This window comes from Alteromonas sp. KUL106 (genome assembly GCF_009811415.1).
Classification (GTDB): Bacteria; Pseudomonadota; Gammaproteobacteria; order Enterobacterales; family Alteromonadaceae; genus Alteromonas.
The window spans coordinates 67,473-84,791 of the sequence record NZ_BLIG01000006.1; the positions used below are offsets into that span (position 1 = coordinate 67,473).

The 17,319-nt window shown below is 45.8% G+C and carries 18 protein-coding genes; 4 read left to right on the forward strand and 14 right to left on the reverse strand.

The features are described 5' to 3' along the window. Positions 1-59 precede the first annotated feature (59 nt). Both GVO63_RS02495 and galE read left to right on the forward strand, forming a co-directional pair. Complete coding sequence (locus GVO63_RS02495; RefSeq protein WP_159494239.1) at positions 60-362, forward strand: DUF6170 family protein; 303 nt, start codon at positions 60-62, stop codon at positions 360-362. Then, positions 359-1,381, forward strand: a complete 1,023-nt coding sequence (gene galE / locus GVO63_RS02500; protein ID WP_159494240.1) for a UDP-glucose 4-epimerase GalE — start codon at positions 359-361, stop codon at positions 1,379-1,381. The genes GVO63_RS02495 and galE overlap by 4 nt, the downstream gene beginning before the upstream one ends. 163 nt (positions 1,382-1,544) lie before the next feature. Here the strand turns inward: galE and GVO63_RS02505 are convergent, their stop codons facing one another. From GVO63_RS02505 to ccmA, 10 genes are all read right to left on the reverse strand, one after another. Beyond that, the gene (locus tag GVO63_RS02505) at positions 1,545-2,507 is read right to left on the reverse strand and encodes a VacJ family lipoprotein (protein ID WP_159577998.1); all 963 of its coding nucleotides are present in this window, start codon (positions 2,505-2,507) and stop codon (positions 1,545-1,547) included. A 2-nt stretch (positions 2,508-2,509) separates the two neighbouring features. After that, positions 2,510-3,799, reverse strand: coding sequence for a c-type cytochrome biogenesis protein CcmI (ccmI, locus tag GVO63_RS02510; RefSeq protein WP_159577999.1), 1,290 nt, complete (start codon positions 3,797-3,799; stop codon positions 2,510-2,512). Next, complete coding sequence (locus GVO63_RS02515) at positions 3,796-4,287, reverse strand: cytochrome c-type biogenesis protein (protein WP_159578000.1); 492 nt, start codon at positions 4,285-4,287, stop codon at positions 3,796-3,798. Before GVO63_RS02515 ends, ccmI begins: the two co-directional genes overlap by 4 nt. Before the next feature lie 2 nt (positions 4,288-4,289). Continuing rightward, positions 4,290-4,991: a redoxin family protein gene (locus GVO63_RS02520; RefSeq protein WP_159578001.1), complete on the reverse strand. Its 702-nt coding sequence runs from the start codon at positions 4,989-4,991 to the stop codon at positions 4,290-4,292. Further along, entirely contained in the window at positions 4,991-7,048 is a 2,058-nt protein-coding gene (locus GVO63_RS02525; protein ID WP_159578002.1) for a heme lyase CcmF/NrfE family subunit, read from the reverse strand. Before GVO63_RS02525 ends, GVO63_RS02520 begins: the two co-directional genes overlap by 1 nt. Before the next feature lie 3 nt (positions 7,049-7,051). Next, a complete protein-coding gene (gene ccmE, locus GVO63_RS02530) occupies positions 7,052-7,546 on the reverse strand; it encodes a cytochrome c maturation protein CcmE (RefSeq protein ID WP_159494246.1) in 495 nt (164 codons plus the stop codon). A gap of 74 nt (positions 7,547-7,620) precedes the next feature. Further along, positions 7,621-7,830: a heme exporter protein CcmD gene (gene ccmD, locus GVO63_RS02535; protein ID WP_159578003.1), complete on the reverse strand. Its 210-nt coding sequence runs from the start codon at positions 7,828-7,830 to the stop codon at positions 7,621-7,623. Between the two features lies 1 nt (position 7,831). Then, positions 7,832-8,623, reverse strand: coding sequence for a heme ABC transporter permease (locus GVO63_RS02540; RefSeq protein WP_159578004.1), 792 nt, complete (start codon positions 8,621-8,623; stop codon positions 7,832-7,834). Further along, positions 8,623-9,288 carry a heme exporter protein CcmB gene (gene ccmB, locus GVO63_RS02545; protein WP_159578005.1) on the reverse strand — a complete coding sequence of 222 codons (666 nt, stop codon included), beginning with the start codon at positions 9,286-9,288 and terminating at the stop codon, positions 8,623-8,625. Before ccmB ends, GVO63_RS02540 begins: the two co-directional genes overlap by 1 nt. Then, entirely contained in the window at positions 9,288-9,911 is a 624-nt protein-coding gene (gene ccmA / locus GVO63_RS02550; protein WP_159578051.1) for a cytochrome c biogenesis heme-transporting ATPase CcmA, read from the reverse strand. The genes ccmB and ccmA overlap by 1 nt, the downstream gene beginning before the upstream one ends. 323 nt (positions 9,912-10,234) lie before the next feature. On the opposite strand from ccmA, the gene GVO63_RS02555 reads away from it, so the two are divergent. Both GVO63_RS02555 and GVO63_RS02560 read left to right on the forward strand, forming a co-directional pair. Further along, positions 10,235-12,820 (forward strand): flagellar hook-length control protein FliK, encoded by a 2,586-nt coding sequence (locus GVO63_RS02555; protein ID WP_201281867.1) that lies wholly within the window; start codon positions 10,235-10,237, stop codon positions 12,818-12,820. Between the two features lie 11 nt (positions 12,821-12,831). Next, on the forward strand, positions 12,832-13,149 hold the full coding sequence (locus tag GVO63_RS02560) for an EscU/YscU/HrcU family type III secretion system export apparatus switch protein (protein ID WP_159494250.1): 318 nt from the start codon (positions 12,832-12,834) through the stop codon (positions 13,147-13,149). Between the two features lie 17 nt (positions 13,150-13,166). Here the strand turns inward: GVO63_RS02560 and GVO63_RS02565 are convergent, their stop codons facing one another. From GVO63_RS02565 to GVO63_RS02580, 4 genes are all read right to left on the reverse strand, one after another. Continuing rightward, a complete protein-coding gene (locus tag GVO63_RS02565; RefSeq protein WP_159494251.1) occupies positions 13,167-14,363 on the reverse strand; it encodes an ABC transporter permease in 1,197 nt (398 codons plus the stop codon). Next, positions 14,347-15,168 carry an ATP-binding cassette domain-containing protein gene (locus tag GVO63_RS02570; protein WP_159578006.1) on the reverse strand — a complete coding sequence of 274 codons (822 nt, stop codon included), beginning with the start codon at positions 15,166-15,168 and terminating at the stop codon, positions 14,347-14,349. Before GVO63_RS02570 ends, GVO63_RS02565 begins: the two co-directional genes overlap by 17 nt. A 302-nt stretch (positions 15,169-15,470) precedes the next feature. Next, the gene (gene recA / locus GVO63_RS02575) at positions 15,471-16,517 is read right to left on the reverse strand and encodes a recombinase RecA (RefSeq protein WP_159578007.1); all 1,047 of its coding nucleotides are present in this window, start codon (positions 16,515-16,517) and stop codon (positions 15,471-15,473) included. A 133-nt stretch (positions 16,518-16,650) separates the two neighbouring features. Continuing rightward, the gene (locus tag GVO63_RS02580) at positions 16,651-17,190 is read right to left on the reverse strand and encodes a CinA family protein (RefSeq protein WP_159578008.1); all 540 of its coding nucleotides are present in this window, start codon (positions 17,188-17,190) and stop codon (positions 16,651-16,653) included. Positions 17,191-17,319: the final 129 nt, after the last annotated feature.

Below are 17,319 nucleotides of genomic sequence, written 5' to 3' on the forward strand. Positions count from 1 at the left end.
CGTAATGTTCCGGCGGTTTTTTTATTAAGGGTTTCGTATTAAGGGCGTTGAGTAAACCTATGAAATTTTATTTTTCTACAAGAGACATTCCTGCCTTACAAGGTCTTCCATTGACAGAGCGTGTTAAATTGCTCGATCAGGCAGCAAAGCGGCTTTCTGTGCCAGAGAAGACCCTGTTGAATGTTTTAAAGCTACTCGTCATTATTCCCGTCTTCGCATTTATTCTGCAAACCGCGTCAAATTGGACCTCGTTACTGTGGGCTTTTGTGGTATTTTTAGTTTATCCATTGGTTATTAAACCTATTCAATATTCCATTTGCGCTAAATATATCGCGCAACCGTCTAGCAAGGAGAATGCATGAAGACCATCTTAGTCACTGGTGGCGCTGGCTATATAGGTAGCCACACCGTTCTACAGTTACTTGAACAGAACTACGGGGTAGTTGTACTCGATAACCTTGTTAACGCAAGTGCTGAATCACTGCGTCGCGTAGAAGCGTTAACAGGCAAAACCGTTACTTTTGTGCAGGGTGACATTCGCGATACTGCCGTGTTAGATGACATATTCAGCGAGCATAACATTTATGCCGTTATTCATTTTGCTGGCTTGAAGGCCGTTGGCGAATCTGTGCAAAAGCCACTTTCTTACTATGAAAACAACGTGTACGGCACGCTTACGCTATGCAAAGCGATGCAGAAGCACAACGTAAAGAATATCGTGTTTAGCTCATCTGCTACGGTTTACGGCGATCCAGCCTCGCTACCACTACGCGAAGATATGGCAACAGGGCAACCGACTAATCCTTACGGTATGTCGAAGCTGATGGTTGAGCATATGCTTAGCGATCTCTACGTTTCGGACAACGAGTGGAACATTGTATTACTTCGCTACTTCAACCCTGTTGGCGCCCATGAGTCTGGTCAAATCGGCGAAGATCCTAACGGTATTCCGAACAACCTAATGCCTTATATCTCTCAGGTAGCGACCGGTAAACTGGAGCAGCTTAGCGTATTCGGTGACGACTACGATACCGTTGATGGTACTGGCGTTCGTGACTATATTCATGTGGTCGATCTTGCTAACGGTCATTTAAAAGCGCTCGATCGTCTGGACCTCAACATGGGTTTGGATAAATACAACTTAGGTACAGGTCAAGGCTATTCAGTCATCGAAATGATCACGGCTTTCGAAAAAGGCTCGGGTAAAACGGTGCCTTACAAAATTGCACCCCGCAGAAGCGGTGATGTGGCAGCCTGTTACGCCGACCCGACTAAAGCGGCTACTGAACTCAATTGGCATGCTGAAAAAGGCCTAGAGGACATGTGTGCAGATACGTGGAACTGGCAGTCACAAAACCCGATGGGCTATCCAAAAGACTAGCTGCTCCTGTTGACCTCACTGTTGGACAAATTCCAAGCTATAGAACAAATAAGCCATGCTATTAAGCATGGCTTTTTTAGTTCCAAGAACTGCTGGGCTTGGTTTACGCTCCAGCTGGGCGTATTGAAAATAAAAGGAATACCAGCCTTAAGTTTTCCAAGACTTATTGCTTCTTACCCTTTTTCGACTTAGCGTCTTTTTCTTGTAACTCAGAGGCCTTTTTGTCTTCAGCCGAGTCACCCTCTTCAATAGGCATATCTTCTAACTCGGTTGACTCATCAGCAGCTTCTTCCGATGCCTCTTCATAGCTTTCAAAGTCGCTACCTTCCAGCATAGCTTCAAAATCAGCAAAGTCGTCTAGCTGCTCATCATCAATTGCTTTGTCGCCGCTTTTGCCGTCGGTAACGCGGAACGCTAAGTTTTCAAAGTATGCATTTTTCACAAACGCATAATCATCAACTGACTGCTCTAGTTGCGCTTCTTGATCAAGAAGCTGTGCCCTTGCTTCAAGTATAGAAATACCGATGCGGGCTAAATTTACTGAACCTTCAAGCAAAGACATTGGAAACGCGAAACCGTCAACATAATCTCCGGTGAAGCTTCGCGGGTCACTTGGACCTAAAAAAGGCAGCATTAAGAAGGGGCCAGTTTCTAAGCCCCATACGGCAAGGGTTTCACCAAATTGCTCGCGTTTCCGTTCAATACCTATTTTTGATGCAACATCGAAGGTGCCAACGAGTCCCACTGTGGTGTTAATCAAGAAACGAGCTAAGCTGTCCAGGCCGTCATCCACCTTGCCTTGAAACAGGTTGTTTAAAAAGTTAGCAGGCTCTTGCAGGTTATCCGTTATATTCACAATACCGGTGCGCGCTGGCTGAGGCATAACCGTTACGTAGGTCACCGTTATAGGTCGCAAAATATAGGCATCTAACACGTTCCAGTTAAAATCCCAGACTTCGCGGTTAACCGGTTCAAACGGGTCGCGAGGGTCTGATGAATCTACTACAGCTGAACTTGTCCCCTGAGACTGCGCCTGCGCTTGATTTTGCACGTCATTACTCGCGCAGCCACCAAGAACACTTGCGGCAATAATGAACCCAATGGCGAGTGATTTAGACAAATCCATACTTATAATTCCTTATTAATAATTACGCTTAATTCAGAGATTTCTTCGGCAGTAACGCTAGCATTGACACTGCCCTGCCATTCTCCCTGTGAAACAGCCACATTACCGTCTTTAGATAATCGTGCGGTAACCACAACATCTGTCAGTGTTGCTAGTGTAAATTGCGGCATCATAGCGTTCTTTGTAGTTAATGCTACAGAAACGGGAAAGTCATTTATAGGCAGCTTAACGACCGCTGCAGGCATTTTGTTGTCAGAGTTTGCATCTTGTGCGAATACAATTAAAAAGCCCTCTTTAGACGCTTTTGCTTTGGCGTCGTCAGATAAATTCACAGTAACATTAAAACCTGTCTGTGCTTCACTGTTATCATTTTGAGCTGTTGGCACATCCCCAGGTTCAGCACGCGTATTTTGAAGCGCAGTCATTTCATTGGTATTCCCTTTAAGCTCTTTTATACGGGCAACTAAACGCTGCGCCATATCGCTGTCAGCGGGTAGTTTACCTTCGACTTGCTGATAGAAACGTTGGGTATTCTCAAGATCACCGAGTTGAGCAGAGACCACTGCCATCATCAGCGCAAGATTGTCATTCTCTGGATTATCGTTAAGCAAGCCCAGTAAGATAGATTGCGCACGTTCCAGGTTACTTACATCCCCAGTCGTCATCAAGGCTTGAGCAAGCGTAATGCGATTGGCTGAATTAGACGGTGCAAGACTTACCGCTTTATCAATAGCTTCAATGGCCTGCACTTCTTGACCTATGCTTAGCATCAATCGGCCAAAGTACATCCAGCCTGTATCGTCTTCAGGTTCTACGCGAAGACGCTGGCGGATAGCCAGCGCAAGGTTGGCAATATCTTGTTGTGTTAACTGGTTAGCGTTACCGCTGGCCAACTGCTGGCTCAGCTCTGGCAAAGCCTCAACGGCCTGACTCGCTCTAACTACGCCATCCATTTGATTCACTTGCCAATAAACAATCACCCCACACGCAAGGGCCAGAACACCACCCATTAAAAGAGGTAATATCGCATTGCCCGTCTTATGCGACTGAAAAGCACTTTCATCGACTAACGCTAACTTTAATTCATCAACCGCTTGGCGCTTGTCATGTTCGCTAATAAGCCCTTCCTGTACTTCTCGGTCAAGCTCGGTAAGACGCTGCTTAACAATTTGCGTATTGCTTAAACTGTCTTGCTTGGCGTGATTTTTATTTCGCAACCATGGGAAAGCGACAATTAAAAGAACAAGCGTGATTAAGCCTGAAACAATAATATAAAACTCAGACCAACTCATTCTTTTTCTCGCTCCAACATTTCATCTGCTTTAGCTAACTTTGCAGCCATATCTTCTGGTGGCGTTACCGATTTGCGGCGAACTATCACAATTAAGGCTATAAAAATAAATAATACGGGGCCGGCCCAGAGCCACAAGGTCGCGGCTGTAACTGGCGGTTGATAGTGCACAAAATCGCCATAGCGCGACTTCATAAAATCAATCACTTCCTGCTCGGTTTTACCTTGTTTTAATAGGGCGTACACTTTTCGACGCATATCATGAGCAATCATGGCATCGCTATCAGCAATATTCTGGTTTTGGCACATAGGACAGCGTAATTCGGCGGTAAGCTTTAAAAAGCTTTCACGCTGAGCTGGCGTATCGAAAGAGAACTTATCTTCAGCCGCACTTACCGAAAAAGCGCTAAGCACAAACAGCAGTGCTAAAACGCTTAAGACAATGGCTTTCAAACTCGCGAGACTGTGGGAGGAAGTTTCTGATAACATAATTATTCCCCTCCCTGTGCAATTGCAGTGCTTTGAATATTCTTTTCATTAAGCGTGTTCGACAATGTAGGCTCTGAGGCCATCACTGCATCCACATCTACCTTTTTGTCATAACCTGTTTTACCAGACGCTTCTGCCACCAGTTTGTTATAAAGCGGGCCAACTTTCGAGTTCCACACGCGTTCGTTTATATCGCCTATGTGATGCATGCGAATAATGCCTTCAGCGTCGATGACAAAGTGCTCTGGCGCCCCCGTTACCCCAAGGTCGAGGGAGGTATCCCGATACACATCAAAAATGTTATAGGCATAGGGATTACCATAACGGCTGAGCATATCGGTAACTTCTTGCTGAACACGGCTTAGTGTTTTAGTACCAAAGTCTGGGTCTAAGTCCTGATCAAAATACAAACCCACAATGTGGACGTTTTGCTCATTTTTTAGCTGAGTAAGATACGGCATTTCAACAGCGCAGGTCACACACCATACACCCCATACATTTAATATGGTGACCTTGCCCTTTAAATCTTCAGGTGTATAGGTCACCTCAGGCTGCATTAGGTCTGGCAGTGAGAATGCGGGTAACGTTTTGTCTTGTACCTGAGAATCTAGCTCTCTGGGATCAGAAAAAAGCCCTTTAAACAGGAAAATAACCAGCAAAGAAAATAACACTAATGGAATGGCAACAAGTGGTGCTTTTTTCATTATGCGCCTCCTTTCACTGACGTATTTGAGGTAGCTGATACTTGACCGTGAGATTGCACTGCGCCGTCTTCGCCTCTACCACCAAATACACGTTTTATCTTCTTCACTTTAGCCATACGGTAACGTTTGTCGCTTATAGAGAAGATACCGCCTATGGCCATAACCACTGCGCCCGCCCATAGCCAAACAACAAAGGGCTTTATGTAAATACGGATGGCCCATGCACCATTGTCTAAAGGCTCGCCCATGGCGATAAATAAGTCTCTTGCTAAATTCGAATGAATAGCCGCTTCTGTCATTGGCATACGCTGCACGATATACAAGCGCTTCTCTGGCTCCAAGTGCGCAATCAATTCACCATTTTGATAAATATCAAACACGCCTCTGTCTGCTTGAAAATTCGGACCTTGAACCTTAACGACATCTTTAAAATTAAAGTCATAGCCGCCTAGAGAAACGGTATCGCCGATGTCCATGCGCACATCGCGCTCCATTTCGTAATTTGAAACCAGCGTAATACCGATAATGCAAATAGCAAAACCTACATGGCCAAGCACCATGCCCCAGTGACTTGGCGTAAGCTTGCGAAGCTTAGCTAGTACTGTTGCGTTATCAGTGTTAGTTGATGGCATAGCCGCTAAACGCTGCATTACTTCTTGCACTGTTGTCACGAGGATCCAAAACACCAACACCATGCCCAGCATTCCCATATAGGTTGGTTCGTCGTAGGCAAAGTTCACCAGTACACCTGCACTAAGCGCAATCCCTCCAGCGACCAATAGCTGTTTTTGTAATTCACTGGCTTTTTGCTGTTTCCAGCGTGTCAGTGGACCAAGCCCTAGCATCAATACAAAGGGTACTATCAATAACGTGAACATTTGGTTGAAGAAGGGGGCGCCTACCGAAATACTGCCGAGGCCTAACTCTTTGTGTACGAGAGGCAGTAGTGTACCCAACAATACAACCAGTGTTGCTGCGCACAAAAAGACATTATTGCCCATTAACAGCACTTCGCGGGAAAACGCTTGATAGCGGCCTGGGCTTTTAAGTGAAGCAGCACGCATAGCGTAAAGCAGTAGGCCAAAGCCACTAAGTACAATCAATATGCCCAGTATAAATAAGCCTCGGGTAGGATCGCTTGCAAATGAGTGCACTGAAACGATAACGCCTGAGCGAACTAAAAAGGTACCCAATAAACTTAAACTAAATGCAGCGATGGCAAGCAGCACTGTCCACGACTTAAACGCCTTGCGCTTTTCAGTCACAGCTAGGGAGTGCATAAGGGCTGTGCCTACCAGCCAAGGCATAAAAGAAGCGTTCTCTACGGGATCCCAGAACCACCAGCCGCCCCAGCCAAGTTCGTAGTATGCCCACCAGCTGCCCAGCGCAATACCCACCGTCAAAAACGCCCAGGCAGAGATAACCCAAGGCCTTGACCAGCGTGCCCAGGTCGAATCCAACTGGCCTGAAATCAATGCCGATATAGCAAAAGCAAAGGCTACAGCAAAACCTACATAACCCATGTAAAGCATCGGCGGGTGGATGATCATGCCAAAATCCTGCAGCAGCGGGTTAAGATCCCTTCCGTCCACTGGAAAAAACGGCAGCATGCTGTTAAACGGGTTTGAGGTAAGCAGCATGAATAAGTAAAAACCGATGCCCACCATTCCCAACACCGACAGCACTCTTGCAACCATAGCAAGAGGAATACCCTTGCTGAATATAGCCACAGCTACAGTCCATACCGACAGCATCAGTACCCACAATAGGAATGAGCCTTCGTGGCCGCCCCACACAGCGGTAATTTTATAATAAATAGGCAGTCGGCTATTCGAGTGCTGTGCAACGTAGGCCACACTGAAGTCGTCGGTCACAAAGGCATAGGTTAGACAGACGTATGCAATAAGCGTGAAAGTAAATAAGCCAATTGCCAAAGGTTTGGCAGTTGCCATTAACGCCTCGTGCTGACGGTGCGCCCCCCATAACGGGTAAACCGCCAATAAGATAGACAGCACTAGCGCAAGAGTTAGCGCAATATTTCCAATCTCTGGCACCATAAGTTAGTTGCCTCCGCTGCCGTTAGACGACTCATAAGCAGGCATATTTTCAGGTTTAACGTGCTTAATGCCCTTCATTTTCTCAGCAAGCTCAGGCGGCATGTATTCTTCATCATGCTTCGCTAGTACTTCCTGTGCCTTAATGTTGCTCGTTCCAGTAAGTACTCCAGTTGCCACGATCCCCTGCCCTTCTCGGAACAAATCAGGCAGGATACCCGTATATGTTACGGTAACCGTTGGACCGGTATCGATAAGGTCAAAGCTTACCGCTAAGCTTTCCTGATCCCGTTTTACACTACCAGGCACTACCATGCCGCCTATGCGAAGACGCTGTCCCACCTGTGGCTTTTGCCCATTTTTACCTTCAATGATCTCGCTTGGCGTATAAAAAAGGTCGATACTGTCGTTTAAGGCGTAAAGCATCAATCCAATTGCACTTACTATTAAAAAACCGATAATTCCCACTACGGCTAGTCGCTGCTTTCGTCTCGGGTTCATGCAACTCTCACTTCGAAAAAACTAATAAACGATAAAAACGCAAATGAATACTAAGTTCACTTTTCGCATTAACACTACATGCTGCCTTGCTGTTGCAGTCGCGCTTTTTTAATCCGCGCTTTGCGCTCTTGTTCCACTACCACCTGCTTCATGAGGTTGCGGTGTTTAATAAAACTCTGAATGGCAATCATGGCCATTGCTACAAAAGTTACGCCAAACGACAGCCATACATAAAATGCATAGCCACCCATATTTAAAAATTCAGTAAAGGACTCAAACTGCATCTTAACTGCCCTCTTTTACACTGGCGTTAATCGCATCACCAGACTGTTGCTTTGATACTTGTTTTGTCGCCAACACTTGTACCCAAGGTCTATGCATCTCTCTAAGCACAATCTCATTACGTAAACGCACTGTCGTTACCGCGCCAATAAAAAACGCGAAACCCAGCAAGTTAATTAACAGTGGCCACAGCATTTCAGGCGCAATCGAAGGATTATCGAATTTACTAATGGTCGCGCCTTGATGTAACGTGTTCCACCATTCTACCGAGTAGTGAATAATAGGAATATTTACTACGCCCACCAGCGCCATTACGCCTGCGGCTTTACCCGCCTGCTGTTTGTCTTCAAAAGCACCGTAAAGCGCAATCACGCCCATGTACAAGAAAAGCAGAATAAGCTCAGAGGTCAGGCGTGCATCCCACACCCACCAAGCGCCCCACATGGGTTTCCCCCAGGCGGCACCGGTAAAGAGCGCAATGAAGGTCATGACTGCGCCAATCGGCGCCATAGCAATCATGCTCATATAAGCGGTACGCCACTGCCACACCATACCCACCAGGGCTGCAATCGCCATAGCGACATAAGTGCCCATGGACAAAATGGCGCTAGGCACATGAATATAGATAATTCTAAATGAATCACCTTGCTGATAATCTTGAGGCGCAAAGGCCAGGCCCCATACAGTGCCTACGCTCAAACACACAAAAGCACCAACCCAAAACCAAGGCTGTAAAGTTGAACAAAGCTGATATGCGCGCTCTGTTTTAGCGTAGGGGTGTAACCACTTCCACATTAGTTTTGACTCACTTTTAAAGAATACGCGATGGCAAACGGTGCCAATGCCGCAGCCAATAAAAGCATGGCGGCAATAATAGCAAGTTGCGCATGATAAGGTAATTGCAGTGCGGCAGAATCCACAGCCGACGTGGCAAATATCAGTAACGGAATAAAGACAGGGATAAGTAGCAATGCCAATAGCACCCCGCCCTTTTGTAATCCAACGGTAAGCCCTACCGCGATAGCGCCAATTAAAGAAAGTAATGGCGTTCCCAGCAACAATGTTAAGACGAGCGCGATATACATATCGACCGTTAAATTTAAAAACATGGCTAGTAGCGGAGACAACAGCAATAATGGTACAAAGCTAACCAGCCAATGGGCAGCCACTTTTACTGCACTCACCGCTGATAATGGCATACCAGATAACACGTACTGCTCTAGCGACCCGTCTTGGAAGTCATCGCGAAACAGCCTTTCCATCGCCATGAGCGATGATAAAATTGCCGCAATCCATATTACCCCTGGCCCAATGCGCTGAAGGGTGTCGGGAGACGGGCTGACGCCTAAGGGGAATAAGGTCACCACCATGAGTAAAAACATTAGTGGCTGCACCAGTTCCGCTTTTTGCTTGAACGCAATGTGCATGTCGCGTTTAAAAACACCTTGGTAAAGTGACATTAAAAACGGTACTCCAGGTCAAATACGCGGTGTTCCCCTGCGGTTTCTGACAGTGGTTGATGCGAAGTGGTAATAATAAGACCACCGCGACTAACGTGCTCTTTCATACTTGTTTCAAGTAAGTGAACCCCTTTTACATCAAGCGCTGTAAACGGTTCGTCTAATATCCACACCTTTGCTGGCTTAAGCCATAGTCTTGATAGCGCCACACGACGCTGTTGACCTGCCGACAAATACCTAACAGGCACATCTTCAAGCCCAACTAACCCTACTTTTGCCAAGACGTCATACAGCGTATTTTCTTGTACCGATATACTGTGTTGGGCTAACCAAAACGATAAGTTATCCAAGGCTGAAAGGCTGCCGTTTGTACCACTCTTATGGCCTAAATAAAAAAGATCGCGATAATAGCCGGTCTTGTCTTCGGAAATGTTTACACCGTTATATAAAACGGCGCCCGAATCAGGTGCACTCAGCCCAGTTAATATGCGAAGTAAGCTGGTTTTTCCTGCACCGTTAGGGCCGCGCAAGTACAGCAACTCACCAGTATTAACAACCAGTGAAAGCCCCTCAAAAAGGGTTCTATCTCGTTTGCTGCACGTTAATCCGCACGCCTCTAACACTACTTGGCTACTCCAACCTAAAAAAGAGGTTTTAAAAAATGGCGCTAGTCTACCACATGAACGCTTTTTCGCAGTCGCGAATTCCAATTAAATATGATTTACTTCAAAGACAAAGGCATTTTTCCAAAGAGCCCGTAGAGCAAGGTTGGGTTGTCTTTCAGCGCAAAGATGAATTGTTCATCTGCCTTAAGAACGAATGGTTTCGCTGTACGTTATCGATGAGCACTTATAAATGATGAAACAGCCTCAAAGCACTTTGCTATAGTCAAATTTGCTATACTCAAATAAGTAAGGAAAAGCGCGACTGTGCCGATATCTCAATTATGACAACACCATTATCATCACTATTGGCAGCGGCTCTGAATCAGTCAACGGGCTCGACTTCGCCAACATCTTTATCGTCACCAGGAAACGTTGATACCGCTACTCAAGGGACGAGCAGAAGTACTTCTCCTGCTATTGCCAACGCTGCGCTGTCGCAGGCTGCCACCTTAGATAATGCCGCGAAAGTCATAGTTGAACGCTTGCCTGAACGAGTGCTATCAATAACGGTTGCACCAAATAAGGTATCGTCAGCAGCTCAAGTACTTAACGTTGTCTTACCCGCAGAAGTTAGCGCTAAGCTTTCTAACCAAGCAATTAATAATGCACAGCTTGCACTTTTACCTACCTCCCCCGGCCAATTCTCAGGCCCAGAAGCAAAAAATGTTCAAAATGCTTCTCAAAGTCAGATTAGCGCTCACTCTGCAGTGCTGCTTTCTACACGCTTGTCTCAACAAGGCGTGTCATTGTCAGCGCCCGATAAAGCTGAATTACTGAAAGCCGTGGCACAAGCTCTGGCTGCAAATAACGCCGCCGTTACGCTTAAAGGCCAACTTTCTATTTCTACAAAGAGTGAAAACTTTGGGCAACTCTTGCTCACCACGGCTAAAAACGAGGCTGTTCCCCTTACGGACATAAACACTGAAAAGCTGGATAGCACGGCTAAAGCAGCGCTTCAAAAGCTGGTCGGTCAGCAGGTCGTTATAGGACTAAGCCGAGCTAGCAACGGTGGAATCGCGCTGCAAATCTCTCAAGGTTTGTCCAACAGAGGCGCTGGCCCAGGCACCTACAACCAAAACGTTGCCATCATCACCCATAAAAATGTAAGTACCAACTTACAACAACAGCTCATTTCCAGCGCACTTAAGCAAGGCGGCGTAGCTGTTGAGCATAACTTGAGTAACCCGCCACAACTTAATGCGTTGCTAAAAGCTTCTGGTGCCGACACTAACGCGTTAAAAGTGCTTTCTGCGTTGACCCTCACCGACAACAAGCTCTCGATTCGCACATCACAACAAAGCGCAGTGTTACAAATTGATGTACCTCAGAGTAAGACTCCTTCCCTTTCAGCTCCAACTTTGACGCAGGAGCAGGTTAGTAAACTTAACCTTTCACAATTACCAAAGGCGGCAGCGAAAGGGCCCGAAGCAATCGCTGGCAATAGCGCTAGCTTACCCTCGTCTTCTTTATCAAACGTTAAAACTGACATTCCCACATCGCTTAAAGGCACCGATGTTCACAATGCAATCACTGCACTTTCTCGCGTATTACTGAGCCAAACAGGCAGTACAAACCAAGCATTAAATCAACTCGTAGCTATTGTGGAGAATGAAAAATCACCTCTCGGCAGCGCAGCTTTTAAGGCAAATGAATCCCAGCATTTTGATAAAATTTTGCAGCACCTAAAAGGCCTTGATGCACTCAACGCGAAGCCTTCTCAAACCAAGGTATCCAGCAGGGAATTTATTGGCCCTCCCAAGCCATCCAATGAACAACTGATAGCATCGGCAAAAGCTATGTTGACTGAAGGGAAAGACGCTGTTTCAGCAGACATTGATGGCATGGCAAGAAAAGACAGTGGGAGTAAGCCCTCTCTTGTGTCCCTTGCCTCTCTCGCACAGGCGTTAAGCACACAAGCCAAAGGCTTATCAAATAGCTTACTGAGCAACATCGCTGCGCAACTCGCGGCTACACAAGGTAAAAGCGCAGAGACACCACCAGTGGTTTCAGATAGTCATGCCAATACAGCAGGCTCAAAAACAAATGAGAGCGTAGCTGGCGAGAGTTTAGGCGCTATCGACGATTTAAAAAGTGGAACGAAGAAACTAGCGTTCGATATGAATGAACAAGGATTGTCACAGCGCTTGCAGCAGCTTATATCCACACAAGCGCTGGTCACTACACCAATAAACTTAACCTCGCCCGTGAACCCTTCTAGTTTTGTTCAAGGGCTGGTCGCCTTGGTTCAATTGGCGCTAGCAGGTCGCGCTATACAGCGTCAGCCTAGCTTAAAAGCGCAAATAGACGCGCCCGACTCTATCGTGTCAAAAACGTTAGCGAACATGGGGGTAACGGCTCAACCAAGTCGCGTTAGCCAAGACATGCACCAGCTAGACAGCCGACAACAGCTGCTTTCTCAACTTAAAACACTGTTAAGTAGCCACCAGCAAAACAAAATTGCTAATGTGGAAAGCCGTATTCAAGGACAAGATAGTTTCTATTACATTTTGCCATCGCTTTCACAGCACCACAGTCCGCCAGAGCTCTTGATTAAACGAGAGCAAGGTGGGCAGAACAATAAGCACACACAAGCAGGCCAGCGTTCTCTTTGGAATATTACGATGAAGCTAGACATTGGTGACAGCGGACAAGTGTTGGCAAAATCTAAAATTGATAAGACCACCATTACTTTAGACTTATATGCATCGAACGATGAAGTACTTAGGCGTATTGGCGATACCCTACCGTATCTACATAAACGTCTTACTTCCCTCGGACTCGTTGTTGAAAATACCAGTTACCAACGGGGACACATACCGGAGTCATTAAGCTCACGCCCTCATCAGATCTTTGAAACCAGGGTGTAGATGAGGAATTTATGACTGATTCACAAAAAACAAAGCGCGCTATTGGCCTCAAATATGACGGGGGCGATAAGAAGAACACGCCGAAAGTGGTGGCGAAAGGCTATGGAGATTTAGCGGAAGCCATCATTGCTATGGCGGAAGAGACCGGCATATTGATCCACGAAGACCCTTATTTAAGCGAAGTTCTCGCTACCCTTGATGTGGGGCAAGATATCCCTGAATCGCTTTATTATGTGATTGCCGAGTTGCTCGCCTATTCTTATGTACTTCAAGGAAAAATCCCTCCCGGTTGGGAGGGAATTATCAAGCGTATCGACTTTGAAGTGTAGCGTGATGAGGATTATTCCTATCTAAACAGCACCTTTTCTTTGTTAAACCAGTGGATACAGAAGAAAATCAGTCCGGTTGCAATCACTGCAGTAGACGTAAATATGCCAAAGAGCGCAAAATAGTCCATGGTACCTTTGAACAGCTCTTTCATCGCCAAAGCAACGTTAGTCAGCGGTACCCAAACCCAGCCGCCTTTAAGCTCTACACCAGGCATCATGGCGATAATTACAGGGAAAATAACCACCATAATTAGTGACCCCATATAGCTTTGCGCTTCTTTAAACGAGCGAGCATAAATTGATAGTGACAGCAGAATAGCGGCGAACACTGCCACCACCGGCACCAACATCAAGAAGATCAGCAAGAAGTCTACAAGACCAATCATCGACATGATCTTAACCACGAACTCAACGGCCATGCCTTGTGACAACACCAGCCCCCATATGGCCATGGAAGAAACGGTAATAAGCGCAGTTATTATGCCCGCAGTAGCGATAGTAAAGAATTTACCCAGTACCAGCTTATGACGGTCCATCGGCGATATAAGTAGCGTTTCTAATGTACCACGCTCCTTCTCACCGGCACCTAAGTCAGCCGCTGGGGCCATGGCACCTTGAAGGCACAAGATAAAAATAAAGTATGGCAGCATACCGCCTAAGCGTTCACCCCACACTTCACGTTCATCGGCGACATTTTGCTTTTCTATTTTGATTGGCTTTAACAGAGCCTCTTGCTGAGTTTCATCTAGATTAAGCTGCGCAAAAGCGGTCTGTTGAAAAGCATCGGTATATTCATCAATGATGTCGGATACACGCCCCATCACCTTATTAAGACCCGCATCGTTTAGATAAAGCTCAATTTTATGCTGACCTGAACGCAAAACGTCGCTATCAAAGGTTTTGGGAATAACCAAGACAAAATCTAACGTTTCATTCTTGATGAGTTTGGCATAGTCAGTCTCATCACCAATAGCAACCGATTCGAACTTGTCTGGTGCGTCGTTAAAAGACTGTACAATTGCAGGTGCATAAGCTTCACCAACTATCGCGTATTTCAGTACTTTATTTTCAGCTTTATCCGCCGCTGAACTCATGAAAAAGAACGCAACACCGAAAATAGCTGGGAATAACAAAAGCGGTAAACCAATCATAAATATGATGGTTTTCTTATCCCGTAAAAGCTCTTTGAATTCCTTTTTAAAGATTAACCACATTACTCATCTCCTCAGGATCCATTGATAGTGTTTTTAGGAAGCTCTTGTGCATTTGCCCGCCAGCTTCGTCATTACCAGACAAAGCACTAAAGGCAGCAAGCGAGTCGTTAAATACCGTTTCACCTTGGTTAATCACGGTCACCTTGTCGCAAAGGGTTTGCACCTCATCAAGATGGTGAGTAGAGAAAATAACCGGGGTACCTTTATCTTTAAGGCGTTGAATGAATTCCATCACAGTACTCGTTGCCATAATATCAAGGCCGGTAGTCGGTTCATCAAGTACCACGAGTTCAGGCTCGTGTATAACAGCGCGGGCAATAGAGACTTTTTGCTTCATTCCTGACGAGAAGTTTTCGGCCCGTCTATCAAGGAAGGTTTGCATATCGAGTAAGTCAGCTAATTCTTCAATACGCGCGTTTATCACATTTTTCGGAATACCGTGTAACTCACCGAAGTAGCTAATATTTTCCCGGCCACTTAAACGGCCATAAAGGCCCGTTGAGCTAGATAAAAAGCCAATTTTCTTACGGGCAATATTGGGGTTGGAAAGCACATCCTCACCACCAATAATGACTTTCCCGCTATCAGGTTTAAGCGCGGTTGAAAGCATGCGAAGTGTGGTTGTTTTTCCAGCTCCGTTTGGACCCAGTAAACCAAGCACTTGCCCTTTTTCGCAAGTAAACGACACATCCCTTACCGATTGGAAATAGCGCCCTTTTAATCGCGGGTCCTTTTTTTCTTGTTCACTAAGCTTTTTTGGGTTTTCCACCTCAAAACGCTTAGCAAGGCCTGATATTTCAATCATTTCCCTTCCCTCTTCTCACGTGTGGACAGTCAATACTGTTCATTATTGTTGTAGGCTTGCTATCGCTGACAATTTTGCCTTATTCATTTTTGCGCGTGTGGTTTTTTAATATACAGCGTTAACCAACACATCCTAGTAGTCTTTACATGCAGATATTTATTACAGCATTCCTTGTTTTTATTTGTTGTACAAGTTTCAACCGTACATTAAGTGTTAGTAAATATTTCTCAATTTACTCTGCAGCGAAGCCATAAAAAAACCCACCTAGCGGTGGGTTTTCAATCTACGATTAAGCGTTCGATTTACTCAGGAAGCACATCGTCTTCATGCTGAGATACCGGCTCTTCTGCTTTCACTGTCTTAGACAGCAGTAGCTCTTGGCGGATCTTTGTTTCAATCTCGTTAGCTATCTCTGGGTTCTCTTTCAAGAACTTCATGACGTTCGCTTTACCTTGACCAATGCGGTCGCCCTTGTAGCTGTACCAAGCACCCGCTTTATCAACTAGCTTTTGCTTAACACCAAGGTCAATAAGCTCAGCTTCTTTGCTGATACCTTCGCCGTAGCGGATCATAAATTCAGCTTGTTTAAACGGAGGTGCAACTTTGTTCTTAACAACTTTCACGCGAGTTTCGTTACCAACTACCTCATCGCCTTCTTTAACCGCACCAATGCGGCGAATGTCTAGACGAACAGAAGAGTAGAACTTAAGTGCGTTACCACCAGTTGTAGTTTCTGGGTTACCAAACATTACACCAATCTTCATACGAATCTGGTTAATGAAGATGCACAGTGTATTCGAGCGTTTAATATTACCAGTAAGCTTACGCAACGCTTGTGACATTAGACGTGCCTGAAGACCTACGTGAGAATCTCCCATGTCACCTTCAATTTCAGCTTTAGGTGTAAGTGCAGCAACCGAGTCAACAATAACCACATCTACCGCACCTGAGCGTACTAGCATGTCGCAAATTTCTAGCGCTTGTTCACCTGTGTCCGGCTGAGATACCAACAATTCATCGATATTAACGCCAAGCTTCTCTGCGTATACTGGGTCGAGCGCATGCTCAGCATCAACGAACGCACAGGTTTTACCTTTCTTCTGAGCTTCAGCGATAACTTGAAGTGTTAATGTGGTTTTACCTGATGATTCAGGACCATAAATTTCTACTACACGTCCACACGGAAGACCGCCTATTCCTAGAGCGATATCAATGGTGAGTGAGCCAGTAGAAATCGCTTCAATATCCATTGCTTGGTTGTCGCCTAAACGCATGATAGCGCCTTTACCAAATTGCTTTTCAATTTGGCCAACTGCGGCGGTTAAAGCTTTTGATTTGTTATCGTCCACGTATATATCCTCTAGGATTTGCGGTTAAATTTTCTTTCGATGCTTTCATTGCCAACTTTGCTTTCTGGGCATGAAGGTATCAAATAATGATCACATTCTATACTGTACAAGCATACAGTTTCAACCCGTGTTTTTAATTTTCACTCAACATTTTAATCAAGTGGGTGATGGCGAAGGTGATAGCATGCTGGCGCACTTCATCCCTATTACCACTAAACACTTGCTTGATTTGTTCTGACGCCTCGCCACAAAGAAAACCAAACCACACAGTGCCCACCGGCTTTTCTTCGCTGCCACCACCGGGACCTGCAATACCACTGACCGTGACGACAAGTTGCGCACCACTGTTGCCGCGCACGCCATCCGCCATTTCCTTTACTGTTTGTTTCGACACCGCGCCGTACTCGTTTAGCGTCTGCTCTGTTACGCCCAGTATGCTTTGCTTTGCGTCATTAGAGTACGTCACCCAAGACTGGTTAAACCAATCAGAACTGCCAGCTACACTGGTAAAGGCAAACGCTATTCCACCACCTGTACACGACTCAGCGCTCGACACAGTCCAGCCTTTTTCCCTTAGTGCGTCGCCCAATACCTGAACTTGGGCAGATAATGCGCTATCAAGTATTAAAGGGGTGGCGTTTGCTGTCGAATCAGTTGAAAATGTTGTGCTCATTTGGAAATACCTAAATACACCTGTTGTGCTTTGTCAGATCTTCGCTTGATCTTAGTGGGCGTGAGTTTATCATTTATTCTCCTCAACAGGCATTAAACCCAGCAACAAATTCGCAGAGGCATTTTTTGG